General features: G+C 61.7%; 15 protein-coding genes. 9 read left to right on the plus strand and 6 right to left on the minus strand.

Annotated elements, in window-relative coordinates; genetic code table 11:
• Positions 1 to 7 precede the first annotated feature (7 nt).
• A complete protein-coding gene (locus tag FHX33_RS13750) occupies positions 8 to 976 on the plus strand; it encodes a hypothetical protein (RefSeq protein ID WP_021765446.1) in 969 nt (322 codons plus the stop codon).
• Between the two features lie 588 nt (positions 977 to 1,564).
• On the opposite strand, the gene FHX33_RS13755 is transcribed toward FHX33_RS13750, so the two are convergent.
• Positions 1,565 to 2,917, minus strand: a complete 1,353-nt coding sequence (locus FHX33_RS13755) for a restriction endonuclease (RefSeq protein ID WP_021765447.1) — start codon at positions 2,915 to 2,917, stop codon at positions 1,565 to 1,567.
• Positions 2,918 to 3,200: 283 nt separating this feature from the next.
• Positions 3,201 to 4,559, minus strand: a complete 1,359-nt coding sequence (locus FHX33_RS13760; protein WP_021765449.1) for an AlbA family DNA-binding domain-containing protein — start codon at positions 4,557 to 4,559, stop codon at positions 3,201 to 3,203.
• A gap of 305 nt (positions 4,560 to 4,864) precedes the next feature.
• On the opposite strand from FHX33_RS13760, the gene FHX33_RS13765 reads away from it, so the two are divergent.
• The gene (locus FHX33_RS13765; RefSeq protein WP_155829166.1) at positions 4,865 to 6,151 is read left to right on the plus strand and encodes a hypothetical protein; all 1,287 of its coding nucleotides are present in this window, start codon (positions 4,865 to 4,867) and stop codon (positions 6,149 to 6,151) included.
• 543 nt (positions 6,152 to 6,694) lie between these two features.
• Here the strand turns inward: FHX33_RS13765 and FHX33_RS13770 are convergent.
• Positions 6,695 to 7,123: a hypothetical protein gene (locus FHX33_RS13770; protein WP_021765451.1), complete on the minus strand. Its 429-nt coding sequence runs from the start codon at positions 7,121 to 7,123 to the stop codon at positions 6,695 to 6,697.
• A 533-nt stretch (positions 7,124 to 7,656) separates the two neighbouring features.
• On the opposite strand from FHX33_RS13770, the gene FHX33_RS13775 reads away from it, so the two are divergent.
• Both FHX33_RS13775 and FHX33_RS13780 read left to right on the plus strand, forming a co-directional pair.
• Entirely contained in the window at positions 7,657 to 8,262 is a 606-nt protein-coding gene (locus tag FHX33_RS13775; RefSeq protein ID WP_021765452.1) for an RNA polymerase sigma factor, read from the plus strand.
• Positions 8,259 to 8,786, plus strand: coding sequence for a hypothetical protein (locus FHX33_RS13780; RefSeq protein ID WP_039924129.1), 528 nt, complete (start codon positions 8,259 to 8,261; stop codon positions 8,784 to 8,786). Before FHX33_RS13775 ends, FHX33_RS13780 begins: the two co-directional genes overlap by 4 nt.
• A 2-nt stretch (positions 8,787 to 8,788) precedes the next feature.
• On the opposite strand, the gene FHX33_RS13785 is transcribed toward FHX33_RS13780, so the two are convergent.
• Positions 8,789 to 9,307, minus strand: a complete 519-nt coding sequence (locus tag FHX33_RS13785) for a peptidase inhibitor family I36 protein (RefSeq protein WP_155829171.1) — start codon at positions 9,305 to 9,307, stop codon at positions 8,789 to 8,791.
• A gap of 276 nt (positions 9,308 to 9,583) precedes the next feature.
• On the opposite strand from FHX33_RS13785, the gene FHX33_RS13790 reads away from it, so the two are divergent.
• Positions 9,584 to 9,982, plus strand: coding sequence for a hypothetical protein (locus FHX33_RS13790; protein WP_155829173.1), 399 nt, complete (start codon positions 9,584 to 9,586; stop codon positions 9,980 to 9,982).
• Positions 9,976 to 10,530, plus strand: coding sequence for a hypothetical protein (locus FHX33_RS13795; RefSeq protein WP_021765454.1), 555 nt, complete (start codon positions 9,976 to 9,978; stop codon positions 10,528 to 10,530). The genes FHX33_RS13790 and FHX33_RS13795 overlap by 7 nt, the downstream gene beginning before the upstream one ends.
• 46 nt (positions 10,531 to 10,576) lie before the next feature.
• Here FHX33_RS13795 and FHX33_RS13800 read toward each other — a convergent pair whose 3' ends face one another.
• Both FHX33_RS13800 and FHX33_RS13805 read right to left on the minus strand, forming a co-directional pair.
• Positions 10,577 to 11,077, minus strand: a complete 501-nt coding sequence (locus tag FHX33_RS13800; protein ID WP_021765455.1) for an RNA polymerase sigma factor — start codon at positions 11,075 to 11,077, stop codon at positions 10,577 to 10,579.
• A complete protein-coding gene (locus FHX33_RS13805; RefSeq protein ID WP_155829175.1) occupies positions 11,074 to 11,832 on the minus strand; it encodes a hypothetical protein in 759 nt (252 codons plus the stop codon). The genes FHX33_RS13800 and FHX33_RS13805 overlap by 4 nt, the downstream gene beginning before the upstream one ends.
• 155 nt (positions 11,833 to 11,987) lie before the next feature.
• On the opposite strand from FHX33_RS13805, the gene FHX33_RS13810 reads away from it, so the two are divergent.
• The 3 genes from FHX33_RS13810 (at position 11,988) to FHX33_RS13820 (ending at position 16,300) form a co-directional block, all read left to right on the plus strand.
• Entirely contained in the window at positions 11,988 to 12,593 is a 606-nt protein-coding gene (locus tag FHX33_RS13810) for a hypothetical protein (RefSeq protein ID WP_155829178.1), read from the plus strand.
• Positions 12,594 to 12,656: 63 nt separating this feature from the next.
• Positions 12,657 to 15,944: an SGNH/GDSL hydrolase family protein gene (locus tag FHX33_RS22175; RefSeq protein ID WP_081704123.1), complete on the plus strand. Its 3,288-nt coding sequence runs from the start codon at positions 12,657 to 12,659 to the stop codon at positions 15,942 to 15,944.
• Positions 15,941 to 16,300, plus strand: a complete 360-nt coding sequence (locus FHX33_RS13820) for a hypothetical protein (RefSeq protein ID WP_021765460.1) — start codon at positions 15,941 to 15,943, stop codon at positions 16,298 to 16,300. The genes FHX33_RS22175 and FHX33_RS13820 overlap by 4 nt, the downstream gene beginning before the upstream one ends.
• Positions 16,301 to 16,308 lie beyond the last annotated feature (8 nt).

Consider the following 16,308-nt stretch of genomic DNA (forward strand, 5'->3'; position numbering starts at 1 on the left):
GGGGGTTGTGACCAGCGGCCAGATCGCGACGCGGCCGTTTCGTCTGGAGTACCGGGGTACGCTCGAGGACCTCGTCGCACAGGCGAACCGAGATAAGTACGTTTCGAGCTCCGCGAAGGACAAACCAGGTTGGGGTAGCAGCCTTGATGAGCCGGCGGCGGTCGGGCTTCCCCCGGTTGTCAAATTCACCGTTCATGACCCGCTCATCTTGGAAGCTGACGACGGACTGCCTCGACGGCTTCGTCTGCGCTACTACTGGGAGACGGCAGACTCGACGGCGCGGCGTCGATTTGGGACGAACGCCAGCTGGAACGACATCAGCATCCTCCAGGCCGCCGACCTGCTTCTCTACGAGGAGCGTCCGGGGATCTGCACAGGGTTGGCTACAGCCCGGGAGAAGACCCAATTCCGCATGGCGGTCGCCGCATTGAGAGCGCTAGCGAAATCGGTTGATGATCGGGTGCAGTTGCGCGTGGAAACCCACGGGCACGAACTCAGCGAGGACTTCTTCCTCTGGTTGTTCTACCGTTTCCAGACCTCAGCGACCCTGGGCAAAGCGCTCGTCATCAACGCGATCCATGAGCTCTCGTCACAGGATCGGCAGTTCCGCAACGCCAAATTCTCCAAAGAGGCGACAATCGACCGGATCGAACTCGCAGCCCTGATCGCGCTCGGCAAGGCTGCATTCGGACCGGCGAAGACAGGCATCACCTCTACAGCGCCCGACGCACTCTTCGAGGTCGAGCTGCACACCGACGGAGGGTTCCAGCCCTTCCGAACCACCCACTACGAGAACCTTGCCTTGGACTCCGCAGCGCTCGGGCCGAAGATGATCGACGATATCTGGATCAAGGTCTTGCCCGCGCTGCGCAAGCTTCACCGGGACGATGCAGCGTGGAACGCGAACGGCAGGGTCAGCCTGCACAACCTCGCCCTCGAACAGGTCAAGACCCTGCTCAACCTTCGGGCAAACTGACTCAACAGTCGCCGACATGTTCTGGCGTGGGACAAGTCAGCTCTCTTGGGTGAGAGAAGTGATCATGGTATTTCTTCGTACCGCTAAATTGAGCAACGCTTCCGAACGGTCGGACGTGCCGTGATATTGCTTCGAGAGCGCAACCGACGCGAATCCAAGCGTGTGTACTGTCAGCAGGAACCCGCTCGAACTGGTCGCGGATTCCGATCGTCACCTGCAACTCGGTCTCTCTAAATCGGCAGCCGTGACGGAAACCTCACAAACAACTTCGCTGTGGCGTAGGTCGGGCAACCAAAACGTCGTCCACGCCATCGGGGGAGAAGTTGGCGTAGATATCGAGCATCATCGTTGCGGATGAACGATATTGATGCGATCGCGAGGGCGATTGTTGCTGTGACCTCGCCGGTTGGCCTACACGCTGGGATTAGTTGTTTAGGTGAGTCGGCGGTTGGTTCGGCGAACTGCGGTAACGGATCCGACTCTTCGGCACTCGTCAGGTTGCCCAAATGCAAGGTCTCAACCCCGGCCCGTCGCAGAGCCAAGTAGGCTTGACGGGGCCGGCTTGCGTCGCAACGGGCACCTCCGCCCTTACTGCCCGAACGCCCTCAACGCGCCCTCTCCGCGCAACCATTCAGTAAGCCGTTGACGTCTCGAGACGAGCGCGCGTAGATCGTCTCCCGTGACCGCGAAGATGACGCCAACCGACTTGGACTGGACGGACTTGAGTCGATCTTTGAAGGGCTTGGTGAACCCCGACATCGACACGAAGATTCCTACCCGAGCCAACCCCGCACGGTCCTCAAGTTTCGACTCGAACACGCGGAGTGCGTCGATGCCCACCCGCTCGGCCCAGTTCTTACATTCGACTAAGACGATCGGGCTGTGCTGTGCTGCCCAGAATGGATGAAGGAGTCCGTTCGTGAGGATGAGGTCGATCTCCTCCTCGGTGGTCCGGAAGTTCCTTTCCAGGAGTACAAGTTCTGGTCCTTCAGCGCGCACGATAGCGTCGACCAGTGCCTCAAGTGCGTCCCCGCGAGCCTTGTTGGTGGACTTGGCGCGGTCAGCATTTAGCTCGTCGACCCTGGCGAGTGCGCTGATCGCTCGACCGATCCAGAACTGGCCCCCGAGTCCCTTCTGGAACTGGGCGAGAGCACCAAAGAGCAAGCCGAGATTCTCGGCATAGTCGGCCATGCTAGCCCCGGTCTTCGTCCAATAGGAATCGACGAACTCATTCGCCGACGCTCGGTCGCCGATTCCGAACTCGCGAATGCCTTCTGTGAGGACGTAAGTGATAGGCGTTTCGGGAGGCAGATGCTTGGCCAATATACAGATCAGGAGCGGCCACGCAACTAGTCGCGCTTCTCCGAACAGGAAGACAATTGATTCGACTGCACGCAAAGTTGGCAGTAGAGGCTTGTGCATGGCCTCCGCTGCGTCTTTGGCCTTGAACATCAACGTCGTCGAGACTTCCAATGGCTCGTCCATAAGAAGCTCCTCGAAAAGCAAGACCTCTTCCAGTTCGGGGTCCAACCATTGCGCCGCGAGCAATTGGCCCAGCTCCTCAAGGTCTTTCGATGGCCCTGCTGATCGCGCAGCAGCGACGATAGATTCGGTCTGCTTCGTGGATTCGATGTCGTCTAGGCCATCCGCCTCCAGCTTCGCCCAGTACAAACCGCGAAACATCGCCTCGGCAACGATGCCCGAGCGGATGTTGCCGTAGGCTGCAACGCACGCAGCCCAGCCGAAGCCGTTCGCGTCAAGAGTCTCGAGAACTGTTGCAGCGGTGCTTTGAAACTCAACGGTGGTCACTTGCTTTCGATTCGAACCGGGTTCCACCACCAGCTCATCGCGTGAGAATAGAAGGCGAGGAAGCTGCCCGGTCTGCTTCCGCCAGTCCGCGGCTATCCGGTCGCCGATTTGCACATACGTGTCGAACCCCATAGCTGTCAATCTACGGGTGAGCCGCACGGGAGGGCCTCATATGCGCCACCGCCAAACTGGTAGCTGCGCCCAGAACACGGTTCTCCCGCTCGAGCCGGCGGATCCGCTCGGACTCGGACGAGGTCACCCCGGCCCGGTGATCGGCATCCGCCTTCGCCCGACGCACCCACTGGTGCAGCGACTCCGTGCCGATTCCCAACCGCGACGAGACCGTCTCTCACGTTCGGATACTCATCCGACCGAGTCTCAAGGCAGTCGCACGACCTACATAGCCCGTCTGCCGTCATCTTTTTGATCGCAGCGCGGCCTCCACAAGCTCGACCGGCTCAGCGGAGAAGTCCATTTGGATGGTCCCTTCGGTGACAGCGTCCACATTCGAGGAGGTCGCGATCCAGCTCACATCCACTAAGCCAGATCGTGAAGCGGGAATGAGAAACACCGTTTCACATTCAACGACCAGGTCACGTTGATTTGGCCGCAGGTCGAACTCCTCGAGTTTGAGTGTGAAACTGCCGCCGTTGATGATCTCGCGGCGTCCGAACGCAGTCACCGGCGACAGGGTCGGCATCCATCCGGCGGCCGCGGCAGCCGACATCCCGAACTGCGAAACCACGCTATGCGACCCGAAGGATCGCGGCCGCGATGGTAAGAGGTCCGCGAGCGTCTCCTCCCGCTCACTGAACTCCACAGCGTGGGCTTCTCCGGAAACGGACAACGTCAGATGCACATCCTTGAGGTTTCGCGAGCTGAGATTGTCGACAACGAAAAACGGCGCAGGCAGCAGCCATGCTGTTGCCTGCAAGAGGGCATCAGGCAGCGCCGCGCGAACTTCCACTAGATAATCCTCGACCTCCGCCCGGTACGCCGTTTCCGTTCGCGTTTCCGGTTTCAAGTTAAGGATCGAGGCACCGAAACTCGAGAACCCCTGCGAATCCGGCATAGAGCCAGGGGATTTCAAGCCTTGCGCTTTCGGCAGGCTGCGCAAAAGGTCTTCGCGTTCGGACTCGATGAAGCGGTCTATCGCGACGGGATCCACATGGATCGTGGACATCGGGTCTTGATCTTCCACTCGGACCGCGATCTGCAGCGTCGGCTCCTTTTCCGCAACGTGGTACCTATCAGCGAGCCGGCGAAGGTCAGACAACGTGGCGGGGACTGACTTGGCCCCGTTTCGGACAAACACTTGACCGGCCTTGAAGTCGTTCACGCTTGTCGTCAGACAGTACGGAGGGTCACCGCGCCTCGCAGGCTGAACCTCGACAACGAGCACATCGTGATCGCGAAAATGCAACCACCGTTGCTCCCAGCGGGGACCTTCACGTCCGCCAAGGAACGCATCGAGCTTCTCTTCAAGGACAGCCGAATCGACAACCTCCACGCCGTGAAGTTTCCCCGCCTCGAGGCCCACGATGATCACCCCGTGGCCGCCGAAGTACTCCCCGCCCTCGCCCGGGTCGCGATTCGCCAACGCGATGATCGCCCGTGACAGCGCGCCCAGGTGCGCGCGGTTGTCCCAGGCGTAAGCGGACTTCCATTCCACCCACCCGGCCTCGTCGCTTGGAGATGCACCGAGGACCGCCTCCAGAAGGGCAAGCCAGTCGCGCACCCTCGTCGGGCGATGCGTCACATCGAAGTCGATCACTCCTTGATCGTATCGACGCGTCAGACACGTGATGCGGGCGAATGAGCTCCCCGCTGTGCTTACGGCGGGTCAAGAGTCGGCCGTCCAACGCCCCACCCCTTGGGGAGTGGAGTGTGGGCCCCGTCGTAAAAGGTTTTACCCAGAACACGCATTAACTCGGGGTGGGTATACGGTCTATGGCGTTTGGTTGGATCGTCATGGTGGTTGCGTTTGGGCACAGGGGTGCACATGTCCATTCCATAAGCGTCTGAGTAAGGGACGCCACCCCGGGCCGGACGCTGTAACTGGATGCCAGAATCGACGGCGTGAACGAATACACAGGTGCGGCGCGTCCGCGGGTTCTCGCGGTGGGGCTGACCCCGGAAGAAATTGATGCAATACGACCCCTTGCTGGAAGCGTCTGTCAGGCGGACGGCATTTACGATGTCCACCCTGAAGAGCACGATGTGCTCTTTCACACCGAGGCAGACTTCAATGACGCGAGCCACCTTTTCAGCCGCCGAGTCGTCTTCGCATCGCCTCCCCAACTAGAGCAAACCGGCTACGTGTCGGGTTTCGCGCCAACCTCCGGCGGGGTTCGTCTCTCAACCAGGTCCCGTACTCAGCACAAGCCAGCGCGAGACTTCGACATCTCGCCTTACGCGCGCGAGCACAACTTGGAATCACTGGTGCGCCGAAGTTGCGTGCCCGATGAGGGCAAGGATTACACGGGCTTCACGCTGCCTGTTTACCCCGACCGCACTGAGCGCGCACTACTAACTGAGCGGCTGAACAGCCCGCTGGTCCTGGCAGCTCTACTTGAAACGGCCGTCGGGGAGGAAAAGACGGACTCTGCCTTTTGGCTACCAGCTATTGCCCGAAATGCCCTGGGGGAGTGGGCCCGAGTTGCCTTCGCTCATTGGCGTAAGACAACACCGGAGCTCTTCCCAGAAACCGCCGAGTGGCTGACGTCCGATGAATGGGGCGCTCCGACCGAACTTGAGGCTCGGCGTGAGCTGGCTGCGTTCGAGGAGGAAGAGTTGCGCCGTCGACAGTCTGCGGAAGCTCGGCGAGGTCAACTCACGCACGAGATCGCTCGCGAAGTGCCCGCGGGCGAGGCGTGGCGTGCCCTCCTCACTGCCACTGGAAATGAACTGGTCTCTGCGGTGAAAGAGGCGCTTGAGGCGATCGGTTTCGCCGTCATAGATGCGGATTCCCTTCCCCAGCACAGCGGGAAGAAACGCGAAGACCTGCGAGTCAACGATGGGGAGTGGACAGCACTCGTCGAGGTGAAGGGTTATTTCGGCGCGGCTAAGTCGAACGACCTTCAGCAGCTGACTGCCGCTTCCGCCACCTACGCAGTTCTAGAGCATGCGCTTCCCGATTCGCTCTGGTACATCGTCAACCAGTACCGCGAGATGGATCCGGCCCAGCGTCCACTAGCTCTCGCGGGGCGAGAGGAAGATCTCACGGCCTTCGCCGAGAATCACCACTTATCTCTGATCGACACCACGACACTTTTCCGCCTCAGGCAGAAAGTCGTTTCGGGCGCTATTTCGGCAAGTGAGGCTCGCGCGCAAATGAAGGAGGCCGTCGGGCGGATGCTTCCCTGATAGTCCGCGCCAATATGCGCCACGTTTGAAGTTCAGCAGGCGCCTGCTCTGCGTGGAGCCCGCGTCGCAGCCCTCGATACCGCTCGGCCTCCGGTAGTCAGCCTTGAATGCGCAATGCTCGGTGGCACTCAGCGGCAGCCTCCCACATTTGAAGACGGTGGTCGCCGTGGCTGGCGGACCTGCCGAAGACGCTCGCAGGGGATTGTTTTCCGGCGTTCAGGGGATTCTCGAAATTGGCTCCCGCGCCAGTACTGGGCCGTGGGGCACCTTAGATAGGCCCGCCAGAGGGCCTATCTAAGGTCATCACGAAATTGATCTAAGGTTCGGCTCCAAAAGAGAACGGCTCCGCATTTTGCGGAGCCGTTTCGTTGTTCTAGCCGCGTTTGCGGCGGTTTATCGGTTCTCAGAGCGCCTGATTCCGCTCGATGAGACCTCTACCGTGCTCGGTGCGGATCGTAGGAGCACGTTTCCGACCAGGAATCCGATGGCGGTGACGTCGGGACGCTTTGCCTGTTGCGCGGTACTGAACGGATAGCGGCACGCTTAGAAGGCATCGACGCGAAGGTTCATGTGTCCCAAATCGACCCACTTCCCCATCTCGCCAGACGCGTCACGTCCATCCACGTCGCGAAGGCAGCGGGCTGCTCCCAGGCCGCTGTTTCGTTGTGGGTTGCCGGCAAACATGAAGGCCGACTCAGCGAAGAGCTGCAGCGCGGTCTTGCTGACGGTGCGTCCGCTCGGAATGCGCTGGAGCGTTCCAGCCGTGCCCTCATTGGTTTTCGCCGACGTCAGAACCTTCCTCTCCCACTGCGTCGACGCCGACTTTGCGCCCCACGTCAGATACACCGTCATCACCCAGTTGGCGACAACCGGATACGCCGGCGCCGGAAGGCACTGGTTCTGGACCGACACCGTCGACGAATTCGACAGCGACGGACGGAACCCATACGGCGACAACGAGTACGACGCCATCGCCCCCTGGATGAGGAGCGAACGAGAGGACGGGTTCGCAAGATGGATGGAACGTGTCGCAGAACGGACCGCAGCGCACCGCAGCACACTTCTGGCGCTGGCGCCGCAACTTGCGTGAAAGGGACGGCGGCCGGCGGTAACGGGCGTCGGTTAGCGGCGCCGGCACCGGACCAAAGGGTCGCCAGACCTCGACACGGGATCACCGGGTCCCCCGCAACAAACGGCGCAAGCAGATCATCAGCAGTCGCCGAGGCCGACACCACCTAATGATGGAACCGTTCAGCCATTGCCGGACATCTCTCTAATAAGCGCACATCGGCATGGCCATGCTCGCGCTCACGTCGCAAGCAGGAGAAGGCTTCATCCGGCCGCGACGTCCCCGAGGGGGAACCAAGCGTCTGCCTGGGGGGGAGGCAGACGCGTGGCCCCGCCCAGTCTATTAACACGCCGACAAGCCAGGCGCTAGCCGCGACGGTGGACAGAGACGTCTGCCGTGCGTGTTAGTCTCACCTCGATCGCGAGGGGGACAGGAATTGCACGACACGGGGGAGATCTCTGACTCCGCGCTGTGGCTGGAAGCCTCCTCCGGTACTGAGCGTTCCTTTGCCATCCTCTTCGACAGGTACCGTAAGCGGATCTTCCGGAAGGCTTATGCCCAGGTCCGTAACGTCGCAGACGCCGAAGACGTTGTCGCGTTGGTCTTCCTGGAGGCGTGGCGGAACCGCGCCAAAGTACGGATCGTCGACGGTTCGCTGCTGCCGTGGCTGCTGACCGTCACCAACTTCGTCCTCATGAACCAGGCGCGCACCACCCGCCGATACAGCCGGCTTATCGCTGCGCTTCCAACACCGGAACGAGAACCCGACCACGCCGATGAGGTTCTCGAACGCCTGGACCGGGACACCCAGCTGACCGCGATCCGTGCCGCGATGTCCCACCTCAGCACACAAGAGCAGTCCATCCTCGACCTCTGCCTTATCGAAGAGCTCCCGATTGCAACCGTTGCTGCCGCGCTGGACATTCCAGTAGGTACCGTGAAATCAAAACTGCATCGCGCTAGAGAGAAAGTCCGCAAACGGCTGACCGTTCACGGCGCGACACCCGACTTCACCGCCCAACTGGACGGAGTGCACTCGTGAGCCCCACATACGACCGCGACGACATGCCCGAAATGACAACGGCACGCACCGACGCGATCCGAGACACTTTGATGACGCAGCTCCGGACCGAAGGGGAGCAGAAACGCCACCGGCTCCGGCGACGCTTCGCCATCTGGGGAGGCATCGGCATCCTCGTCATCGGCGGGGCCGCCACCGCAGCCACCGCGGTCGTCTCCTCCCAGCACGTCACCAACAAAGACGGCGTCTACTGCTTCGCATCCGCAGAACGCGGCGCCAACGGCGAATTCGACATGTCCGGCGCGACCATGTACGACCCGGACGCGGGCGGCGGCCGGGTCGAAAACGCACTCGAGCTCTGCAAGACGATGTGGCGCCAAGGAGTGTTCAACAAAGATCACGACCCTCTCGCAGCTTCAACCGCGCCTGGGCAGGTGCCGTCGCAGCTCCAAGTCTGCGTGATGAGCGACGGTACCGCCGCTGTCGTGCCGGGGCGGCCCGGCGTGTGCCAGGCGGTCGGGCTCGCCCCGGAGAAAACCGACTGAACTCAGCCGATCGTTCCTGCCGGCCGGAACACGATCGACTTCGTCCGGTCATTGAACAACGGCAGGCTGGCGCAACTCGGTGTGCAGTTGTAGCGCGAACCGCCATACGAGGCCCCGTCGTAGAGAGTCACCCAACACGATGCGAAGGCTTTGGCGCTACTAATCGTGTTCTGCCAATCAGCGGACAGACTCGGGAAGCCGTAAGTGACGCCCGAACACGACCCAGAACCGTAGAAGGTGTAGCTTCCGCCGCCGTAATTGTCATCCTTGTACATCGTGCCGATGACCACAGAAGCGGCTGCCGCGCGGGCGCCCTTGTTGGGAGAGGTGACAGCGGCGAGATACGAATCGACCTCGTCCTGGGTGTTGAAGCATGCCGGCGAAGCTGGACTCTCTGGGGAGCCAAGCGGTTCGACGCGAACCGCGCAATAATCGCCGCCGTCCGCCGCGCCGGGGGTGTAGGTGGGAGCGGGAGTGGCTGCCAGAACAGTCGCAACGACCAAAGAAAGGACAAGACGCATTCTCTACCTCGCGTGATACGTGGCCGGATATACCGGCCGAAGTTAGATGCCGGCGGATGCCGATACTCACACGCGATATGTCCGGCAGCGGTGCGTCGGTTCCCCGCCAACACAATGCGACGAAATCTGCTTCGATGCGGAACCCGTAGTCACGAACCGGACATCTCCATTTCGCGGGGACCACCTCGGTCCTTCATCACAACTGCGAAAGAAGGGGAATCAATGAAACTCATAAGTCGGGGGAAAGCAAGAGAGAAGCGGCGTCTCTCGCTCGCTATGGCAGCGGGAGCGCTCGTCGCAGGTGCGGTGATCGGGTTGACACCGCTCGCTGCGAATGCCGCATCCGTGGGGATCAGCGGAACGAACGACACCCGCGAGGGGCTCTATCAAGCGCCGACCTACCGCTATCACGATCGGGGCGGGGCGAACTTCACGATGCAGTCGATGTCTCCCGGGACATGCGGTGGCTCGATCAACCTAGGACTGCGCAACACCAGTGGAACGCAGATCACCAACACGTTGGCGTTCTCGACTACGAACAATCAGATCTTTACGGTTCCGAGTTCGTCGTCTCCGGGTGTGTTGCCCGCCGGATCGTACGCATTCAACACGCGAGCCACAGGCGCGTGGTGCGGCTACTACGTCATCAACTGGAGCGGAGTTCTCAATTGGTAAACATCTCGATCACCAACGTGCGGAAGTATGCCATCGCATTCGCAGCGGGCGCGCTCGTCGTCGGCGCAGTGGCCGGCGCCTCCGGATTTGCGCTGGCCCAGAGCTCACGCGCGACCGACGGTGTCGGCTCGCAGTCCTACCTGACCGCGGATGCGGTGCAGCAGGCTACAGACAAGAGCGAGTCAACCTTCCCGGAGCCCTTGCCGGAGGGCGTCGCATGGCCGGTTGCCGCGCCGACGGCCATGACCGCGAAGAACGTCAAGGTCGACCCGGGGGTGCCTCGTGCGACGACAAGCTTCTACTGGCTGTGTGCGTGGGAGGACGCGTACAGCAAGGCGCTGCATAACGGCGATCAGGCCGCCGCCGCCGCTGCACTGACAACAGCGGAGCGGTTCCGGAACCTTCCGTTCTTCAAGGAGGACTACGACGACCCGAACAACCTCTGGTACACGAACGTGATCGAGGCTGCCCGCAACGGGGACTCGTCTGGGATCCAGGCCGACCTCGCCCAGTGCACATACTTCTACGAATCTCAGCCAACGAAGTAGACCAGCTGACCTGAGTCGGCCCGGGCACGCCCGGGCCGACTCTTGGTCATCCCAACAGCTGGCGGAGTCTCGCTTTCGCGCGCGCGAATCGGGTCCGTGCCGTAGCAGGTTTCAAACCGAGCACGGCGCCGGCCTCCGCGACTCCGAAGCCATCCCAGAGGATCAACGTGACCAGTTCGCGGTCGTTCTCATTGAGCTGCGCGAGAGCGTCGGTGATGGTCTCGTCGGTGCCAGTCGCGACGGCAGAGGTGCTGAGACTCTCGCGTAGCCGGTCGGTCAAGGCGATACGTCGGATCGCCCCTCGGCGGAAGTTGGCGAGGACTCGCCTGGCGACCCCGAATGCCCACGCGCGATGGTCTTGCTCGTTGGCTGGGAGGTCTTCACGCCTCCGCCAAAGGACCAGAAGCGTCTCGGAAAGACAATCAGCGGCGTCCTCGGTCGGCCAGACGCGTCGAGTGAAGTAAGCGAGCAGGTCCGGCGCGATCTCGCGGAGGAACGGTTCAAGGGCGTTGTCGTTCGTTCGCTCGGCGCCGATGCTGACGGTCATCCGTCGAGGTTTCCGGTGAACGGAGCGCAACCGTCGATTCCGTATGCTGAGTCGACGGCATTCCGGTCGCCCTCCGCTGCGGAGCGGGCGATCTCGCGCAGGTGCTCCACGACGCCACCGCCGTCTGTGCTCACGGTCGCTGGCCAACTGGTCGCCTCGTCAATGGTCTTCGTTGCGAGCGCGAGCGCGGCCTCATCGTGGGTCTGGTCCGCGTCGATCCATGCCCGGTACCAGGCGCATCGGCCGTAACTCTCAAACATGCGTTTGATGTCCGTTTCCTGCGTCAGAACGTGACCTGGCGTCTCATCCCGCGCTTCGTCGACACCTCGGTTGTAGAGGGATGTGACTTTGCCCTCGGCATCGGCACGAGTCGTTCCGGGTGGCAACGGCATCCAGGCAGGGTAGAGGCCGCTAATGGCTGTAGGTGCGTCGGAAGCGTCGACCCCGATCCATTGCGACTTGTCGACTTCTGTGCCTTGGCCGCCGAAGATGCCCGTGTGCGCCAGCCACTCCACCGCTGCGGCCGCCGGGACGCCGACAACCCCGACAGTGAAAATGATTCCGAGGGTAGCTCCGAGCAACGGTCGGCGGCGCCACCACACCGGCTTAGGCGTCAGTCCCGAGCGAACCTCGGGGTCGCTGAGCTGATCGAGTACGCGTGTCAGTGAAGCGGCCACGCCAGCATTCTGCGCAGGCGACAGACCGGCAACAGCTCGTATTCGCGCCTCGAGCTCGTCATCAGTGATCTTCGTCATACAACCAACATGTCCGGAACCGTACCGATCGTTTCACGTGCGAACAAGATTTCTCCAGCATCGCGAAACGCCGCGGAACCCGAGCCACGTCGCCGGACATCCCTATAAGTGGCGGCCGCGTGCCGTTTTGGCGCAGATCTGAACAAGGGGGAGCAATGGGCGAACGTGCTCGGACAAAGAAATGGCACTTCAGACCCCAACATTGGGTTGCCATGCTCTGCGCAATCTCGTTGCTCGCAATCGCACCATCACTACCAGCCGCCGCACAGCCGAAGGTACCCGACAGCGCGGCGCAGGACACCCCTGCACCCGCACCAGAGAAGCACGACACCGCAGTGCCCGAGGATGCTCGCCGATCCAAGCTCGGTGAGGGCTGGGAGTCGACTTCGGACCGAGCGGTAACCGGTGTGGCTACGACCGCCGGGTACGCGATACTGGCTGCCGAATCTAAGAGCGGCTATCAGTGGAATACTGTCGCCGCACTGCATCGTGACGGTATTGATGCAGACTCATGGATCGGAAACGTGTGCACGACAGCCGACGGAGCATACGCGGTCGCGGTGTACGGCCCCAGGACCGTGATCAACAGCGAAGCGGGCATGTATCAGGGTGGGTTCGCCGCTGCCGTAAACATCGCCACCGGTGAGGTGCGCGATCTTGGCGTGGGGTACACGCTCGCCTACTTCAACCCAGGTTGCGGCGTGGACCACAAGGTCGCCCTGACCTCCTATTCGGCTGATGGCCGGACCAAAGTTGTTTAGTTCGATGCGGCAAGCGGCGCTCTTGAGTCCACCAGCACCGTAGCCACGCAGGTTACCTCGGCAGTGCCGACGTCGATGGGAATCATCGGCGCGACTGCAGGTGCCATCCTCAAGGTCACCGATGGGGCAACGGCGGCAATCGCCAAGACCTCCGGCACACCGCGAGAGCTCACGGTCGTCAGTTCGGGGGTGGCCTACGTCGACTCAAACGGCAAGTCCGCGAGCGCTCGCGTGCTCGACCCGTCGACAGGAGCAACGACTTTGCTTGCCAGCGGAGCGCCTGATGCTGTCAGCGTCACGCGAGACGCGCACGGCTCAATCTACGTCAGCGGCAATGCGAATCCGAAAGCGCGATCGTCGCTGAAAGCTAAAACGGTCAAACCGCATTCGTCCGTCTCCTCGGAAGGGCGGCTGGCCGTCGACACGCCTCGCCCCTATTTAACGACCGACAACGGAACGCAACAAACGATGCTCGAGATCACCGGCCAGAGCTTGAGCAGCGGTCAAGAGCTCGCACTCACCGCGCCAGTAACGCCCGATCAATCCCAGGGCACAGATCCGGGGCAGAATCCGTCGGCGCGTCTGTCGCTAACTACCCCCGGATCTGGGACGAGCCCCATCGAAACCGAACGTGCTTGCGCTGTGCCTCGCAACGACCCACATAACCAAGCCCTTCAGCCCAAGCCCCGCCAGGTCGAGTGGGCGGTCGATCAGCTCGTCACCGGTTCGCTGACGCTACAGCGGCCAGCCAACTGGAAAAACCTTGGGATGGCCGCGTACACGCCGTCATCGATGTTCCCGTTGCCGGCGCTTTCAGGTGGAGGGACCATCCCCGCCCAGATTCTCCTTGGCATCGCTGCTCAGGAGTCGAACCTGTGGCAAGCCTCGCGATACGTCACGCCCGGAGTGACCGGAAACCCTCTAGTCGGCAACTACTACGGCAACGACGTTACGACGAACAATCAAGACCAGTTCTGGAAAGTGGATTGGAGCTCGGCCGACTGCGGGTACGGAGTTATGCAGCTTACCGACGGGATGCGTCGAGCTGGAATGGAGCGCCCCGGAGAGGTCGCGCTGCCTGAGAACAAGCAGCGAGCCATTGCCCTCGACTATGTTGCGAATATCGCGGCAGGCGCCCAGCTTCTCGCGCAGAAGTGGAACCAGACCAGGGCTGCCGGCGTCACGATCAACAACGGCGACCCCTCGTACCTCGAGAACTGGTTCGCGGCAGTGTGGGCCTACAACACCGGGTTCCACCCAAACGATGGATCAGGCGCTTGGGGCCTGGGCTGGCTAAACAACCCCCGCAACCCGATGTATCCCGACTATCGTGGGTCCTTCCTCGACGGTCATCCCGAGGACGCCGCTTCGCCGCAAGCGTGGCCCTACCCGGAAAAGGTCCTCGGATTCGCTGCCCACGCGCTCGAACTGCCGGAAAGCGACACGAGCCTGGTGGCAGCGTTCCGGACTGCCTGGTGGCCGGCGAGCGACGGCCAGGACGGCACGGTCAACCGACGAAACGTCAAGCCACCGACCACGTTGTTCTGCGTAGTCAACCTCAACAATTGCGATCTCACCCAGGTGGTGAACCCAGGCGACGGCGACCCGGCCGGCAACTGCGTCCACAAGGACGCGGCAGGCAACTACGACTTGAAGTGTTGGTGGCACAGCCCCGCCACCTGGAAGACCGACTGCGACGACACTTGTGGTCAGGACTTCATCCGATTCGATCCCGGATGGGACTACCAAGCGGACGCGGGGAGCTTCCCACCGAACTGTGGTCGAGCCGGCCTCCCCGCCAACGCACTAGTCGTCGATGATGTCCCCAACGGGACAGCTCCCATCCTCGATGCGGCGAATACCCGCTCCTGCTCGCCGACGGCTACGACCGGCTCTTTCAGCTTCTCGTTTCCGGTCCTACCAGATGGCACGGTCCCCGCGAAGATGGACCTTCATCAACTTGGCGCCGGTTTCAACGACCACTTCCACTTCAGCCACGTCAATTCGAACGGATTCCTGAACGACCGGCTAAAGGTCACCGGCACATGGTCGCTTGGTCAGAACCTCAACCAATGGACCCGCGTGCTTGTACACATGCCAGACCACGCCGGCTGGACAAACCAGGCGCTGTACACCATCAACAACGGCGGTGGCCAAACCGAGCAGCGCTCGCTGCTTCAGCGCAACTTCGCCAACAAATGGGTCTCGCTCGGCGTCTTCCAGATGAACGGGGTTCCCTCCGTGTCTCTGTCGAACACGACGTACGACCAGGCAGCATCAGGCACCATCGACATCGCGTGGGATGCCGTCGCCTTCGAACCTCTGGCGGCCAAACCGAGGGACTTCTATGTCGCGCTCGGCGACTCCTACTCCTCCGGTGAAGGCGCATCCAGTCTCGACGGTTCGGATTTCTATCGAGCGACCGACCACGGTGGCTTCCTCGACCCTGCCACTAGCGACCACATCAACAACTGTCACCGCTCAACCGAGGCTTGGCCGAGAAAGGCGGATATCGACGGCACTTTCCGGAGCGTCGGGCAGCGGCAGGACAGCTTCGACCCCACCTTGGACTTCCAATTTCTGGCATGCGCCGGAGCTGAGACCCAGCACATGCTGCCCTTCCGCGGGCTGGCCAATCCACCTACCGATGGTTCAGGACATGTGGGCGACCACCCACAGAACGGAATGCTGACTCAGTTGGACAGCGGGTTCCTCGACGCCAACACCACCCTTGTCAGCCTTTCCATCGGGGGCAACGACATCAAGTTCGGACCCATCTTCCTGACGTGCATCGTCGCTGCTACGACGCCTGTGCCGTGCAATGCTGCACCGATCTTGCTATCGGGAGACACCGTCGGGGCGGAGGAAGCCACGAAGAATCGAGTGCAGAACGAGGTCCCGACCTCAGTTGCGACCATCCTGACCGAAATCCACAAGAAGGCTCCGAACGCGAAGATCGTCCTCATGGGATACCCGGAGCTGTTCCAATCCGGATCTAGTTGTGTCTTCATCGACGATCTGCAACGCGGATGGCTCAATGAAGTCGCCTACATGCTTGCCACAGCGATGCAGAACGGAGTAGCGGCATATCAAGCTGCAAACCCCGGCGCTCCCGCTTCGACATTCGCCAACCCGATGCCGGCTTTCGACGGGCATAATCTCTGCACGTCGAACAACTACGTCAACGGAATGATTACTCAACTGACGCCGGGGGATACCTACGCTATGAAGGTTCCAATCAGCGGGACACAGGTTGGACTATCCATGCAGTCATTCCACCCGAACAAGGCAGGCACCACCGCATACGCTGGCGTGCTCAACCAGGCTGTTCAAGCAATCGGATACCGATGACCACCAATGGATCGAAGCGAAGCGCGCAGGGGAGTTCACAGGACCGTGACGGGGGCCGCAAGACGTCGCGCGTCAGAGTCAATCCTTGGGGTGTCGCGGGCATCCTGGCCGCAGTCCTCGCCTGCGCCATCTCCTTCGTGCCGTACGTCAGTTCGGGAGAACCTCGAGGGAGCTTCCTCGGGATCATCGTCTCGATAGCAGGTGTCGTGGTCGGGTCGATTGGACTTTCCGCTCGTTCCAGCGAGCGCATAACACCGAGCATTGCCCTCGTATTCGATGCCATCGCGTTCGTCGTCGTCGCGTACTTCGTGTTCGCCTACGCCATCCCCACGTTGATTCTGTGGTCCTTTCAATGAGGCGCCCC

The sequence above is a fragment of the Leifsonia aquatica genome, assembly GCF_014190775.1.
GTDB lineage: Bacteria > Actinomycetota > Actinomycetes > Actinomycetales > Microbacteriaceae > Leifsonia > Leifsonia aquatica.

Bases quoted from the DNA above. Each gene is read 5' to 3' on its own strand.
- FHX33_RS13770 (WP_021765451.1), bottom strand. From the start codon at position 7,123: ATGGCGTCGTACTCGTTGTCGCCGTATGGGTTCCGTCCGTCGCTGTCG.
- FHX33_RS13820 (WP_021765460.1), top strand. From the start codon at position 15,941: ATGACCACCAATGGATCGAAGCGAAGCGCGCAGGGGAGTTCACAGGAC.
- FHX33_RS13790 (WP_155829173.1), top strand. From the start codon at position 9,584: ATGGCAGCGGGAGCGCTCGTCGCAGGTGCGGTGATCGGGTTGACACCG.
- FHX33_RS13805 (WP_155829175.1), bottom strand. From the start codon at position 11,832: ATGACGAAGATCACTGATGACGAGCTCGAGGCGCGAATACGAGCTGTT.
- FHX33_RS13785 (WP_155829171.1), bottom strand. From the start codon at position 9,307: ATGCGTCTTGTCCTTTCTTTGGTCGTTGCGACTGTTCTGGCAGCCACT.
- FHX33_RS13810 (WP_155829178.1), top strand. From the start codon at position 11,988: ATGGGCGAACGTGCTCGGACAAAGAAATGGCACTTCAGACCCCAACAT.
- FHX33_RS13755 (WP_021765447.1), bottom strand. From the start codon at position 2,917: ATGGGGTTCGACACGTATGTGCAAATCGGCGACCGGATAGCCGCGGAC.
- FHX33_RS13800 (WP_021765455.1), bottom strand. From the start codon at position 11,077: ATGACCGTCAGCATCGGCGCCGAGCGAACGAACGACAACGCCCTTGAA.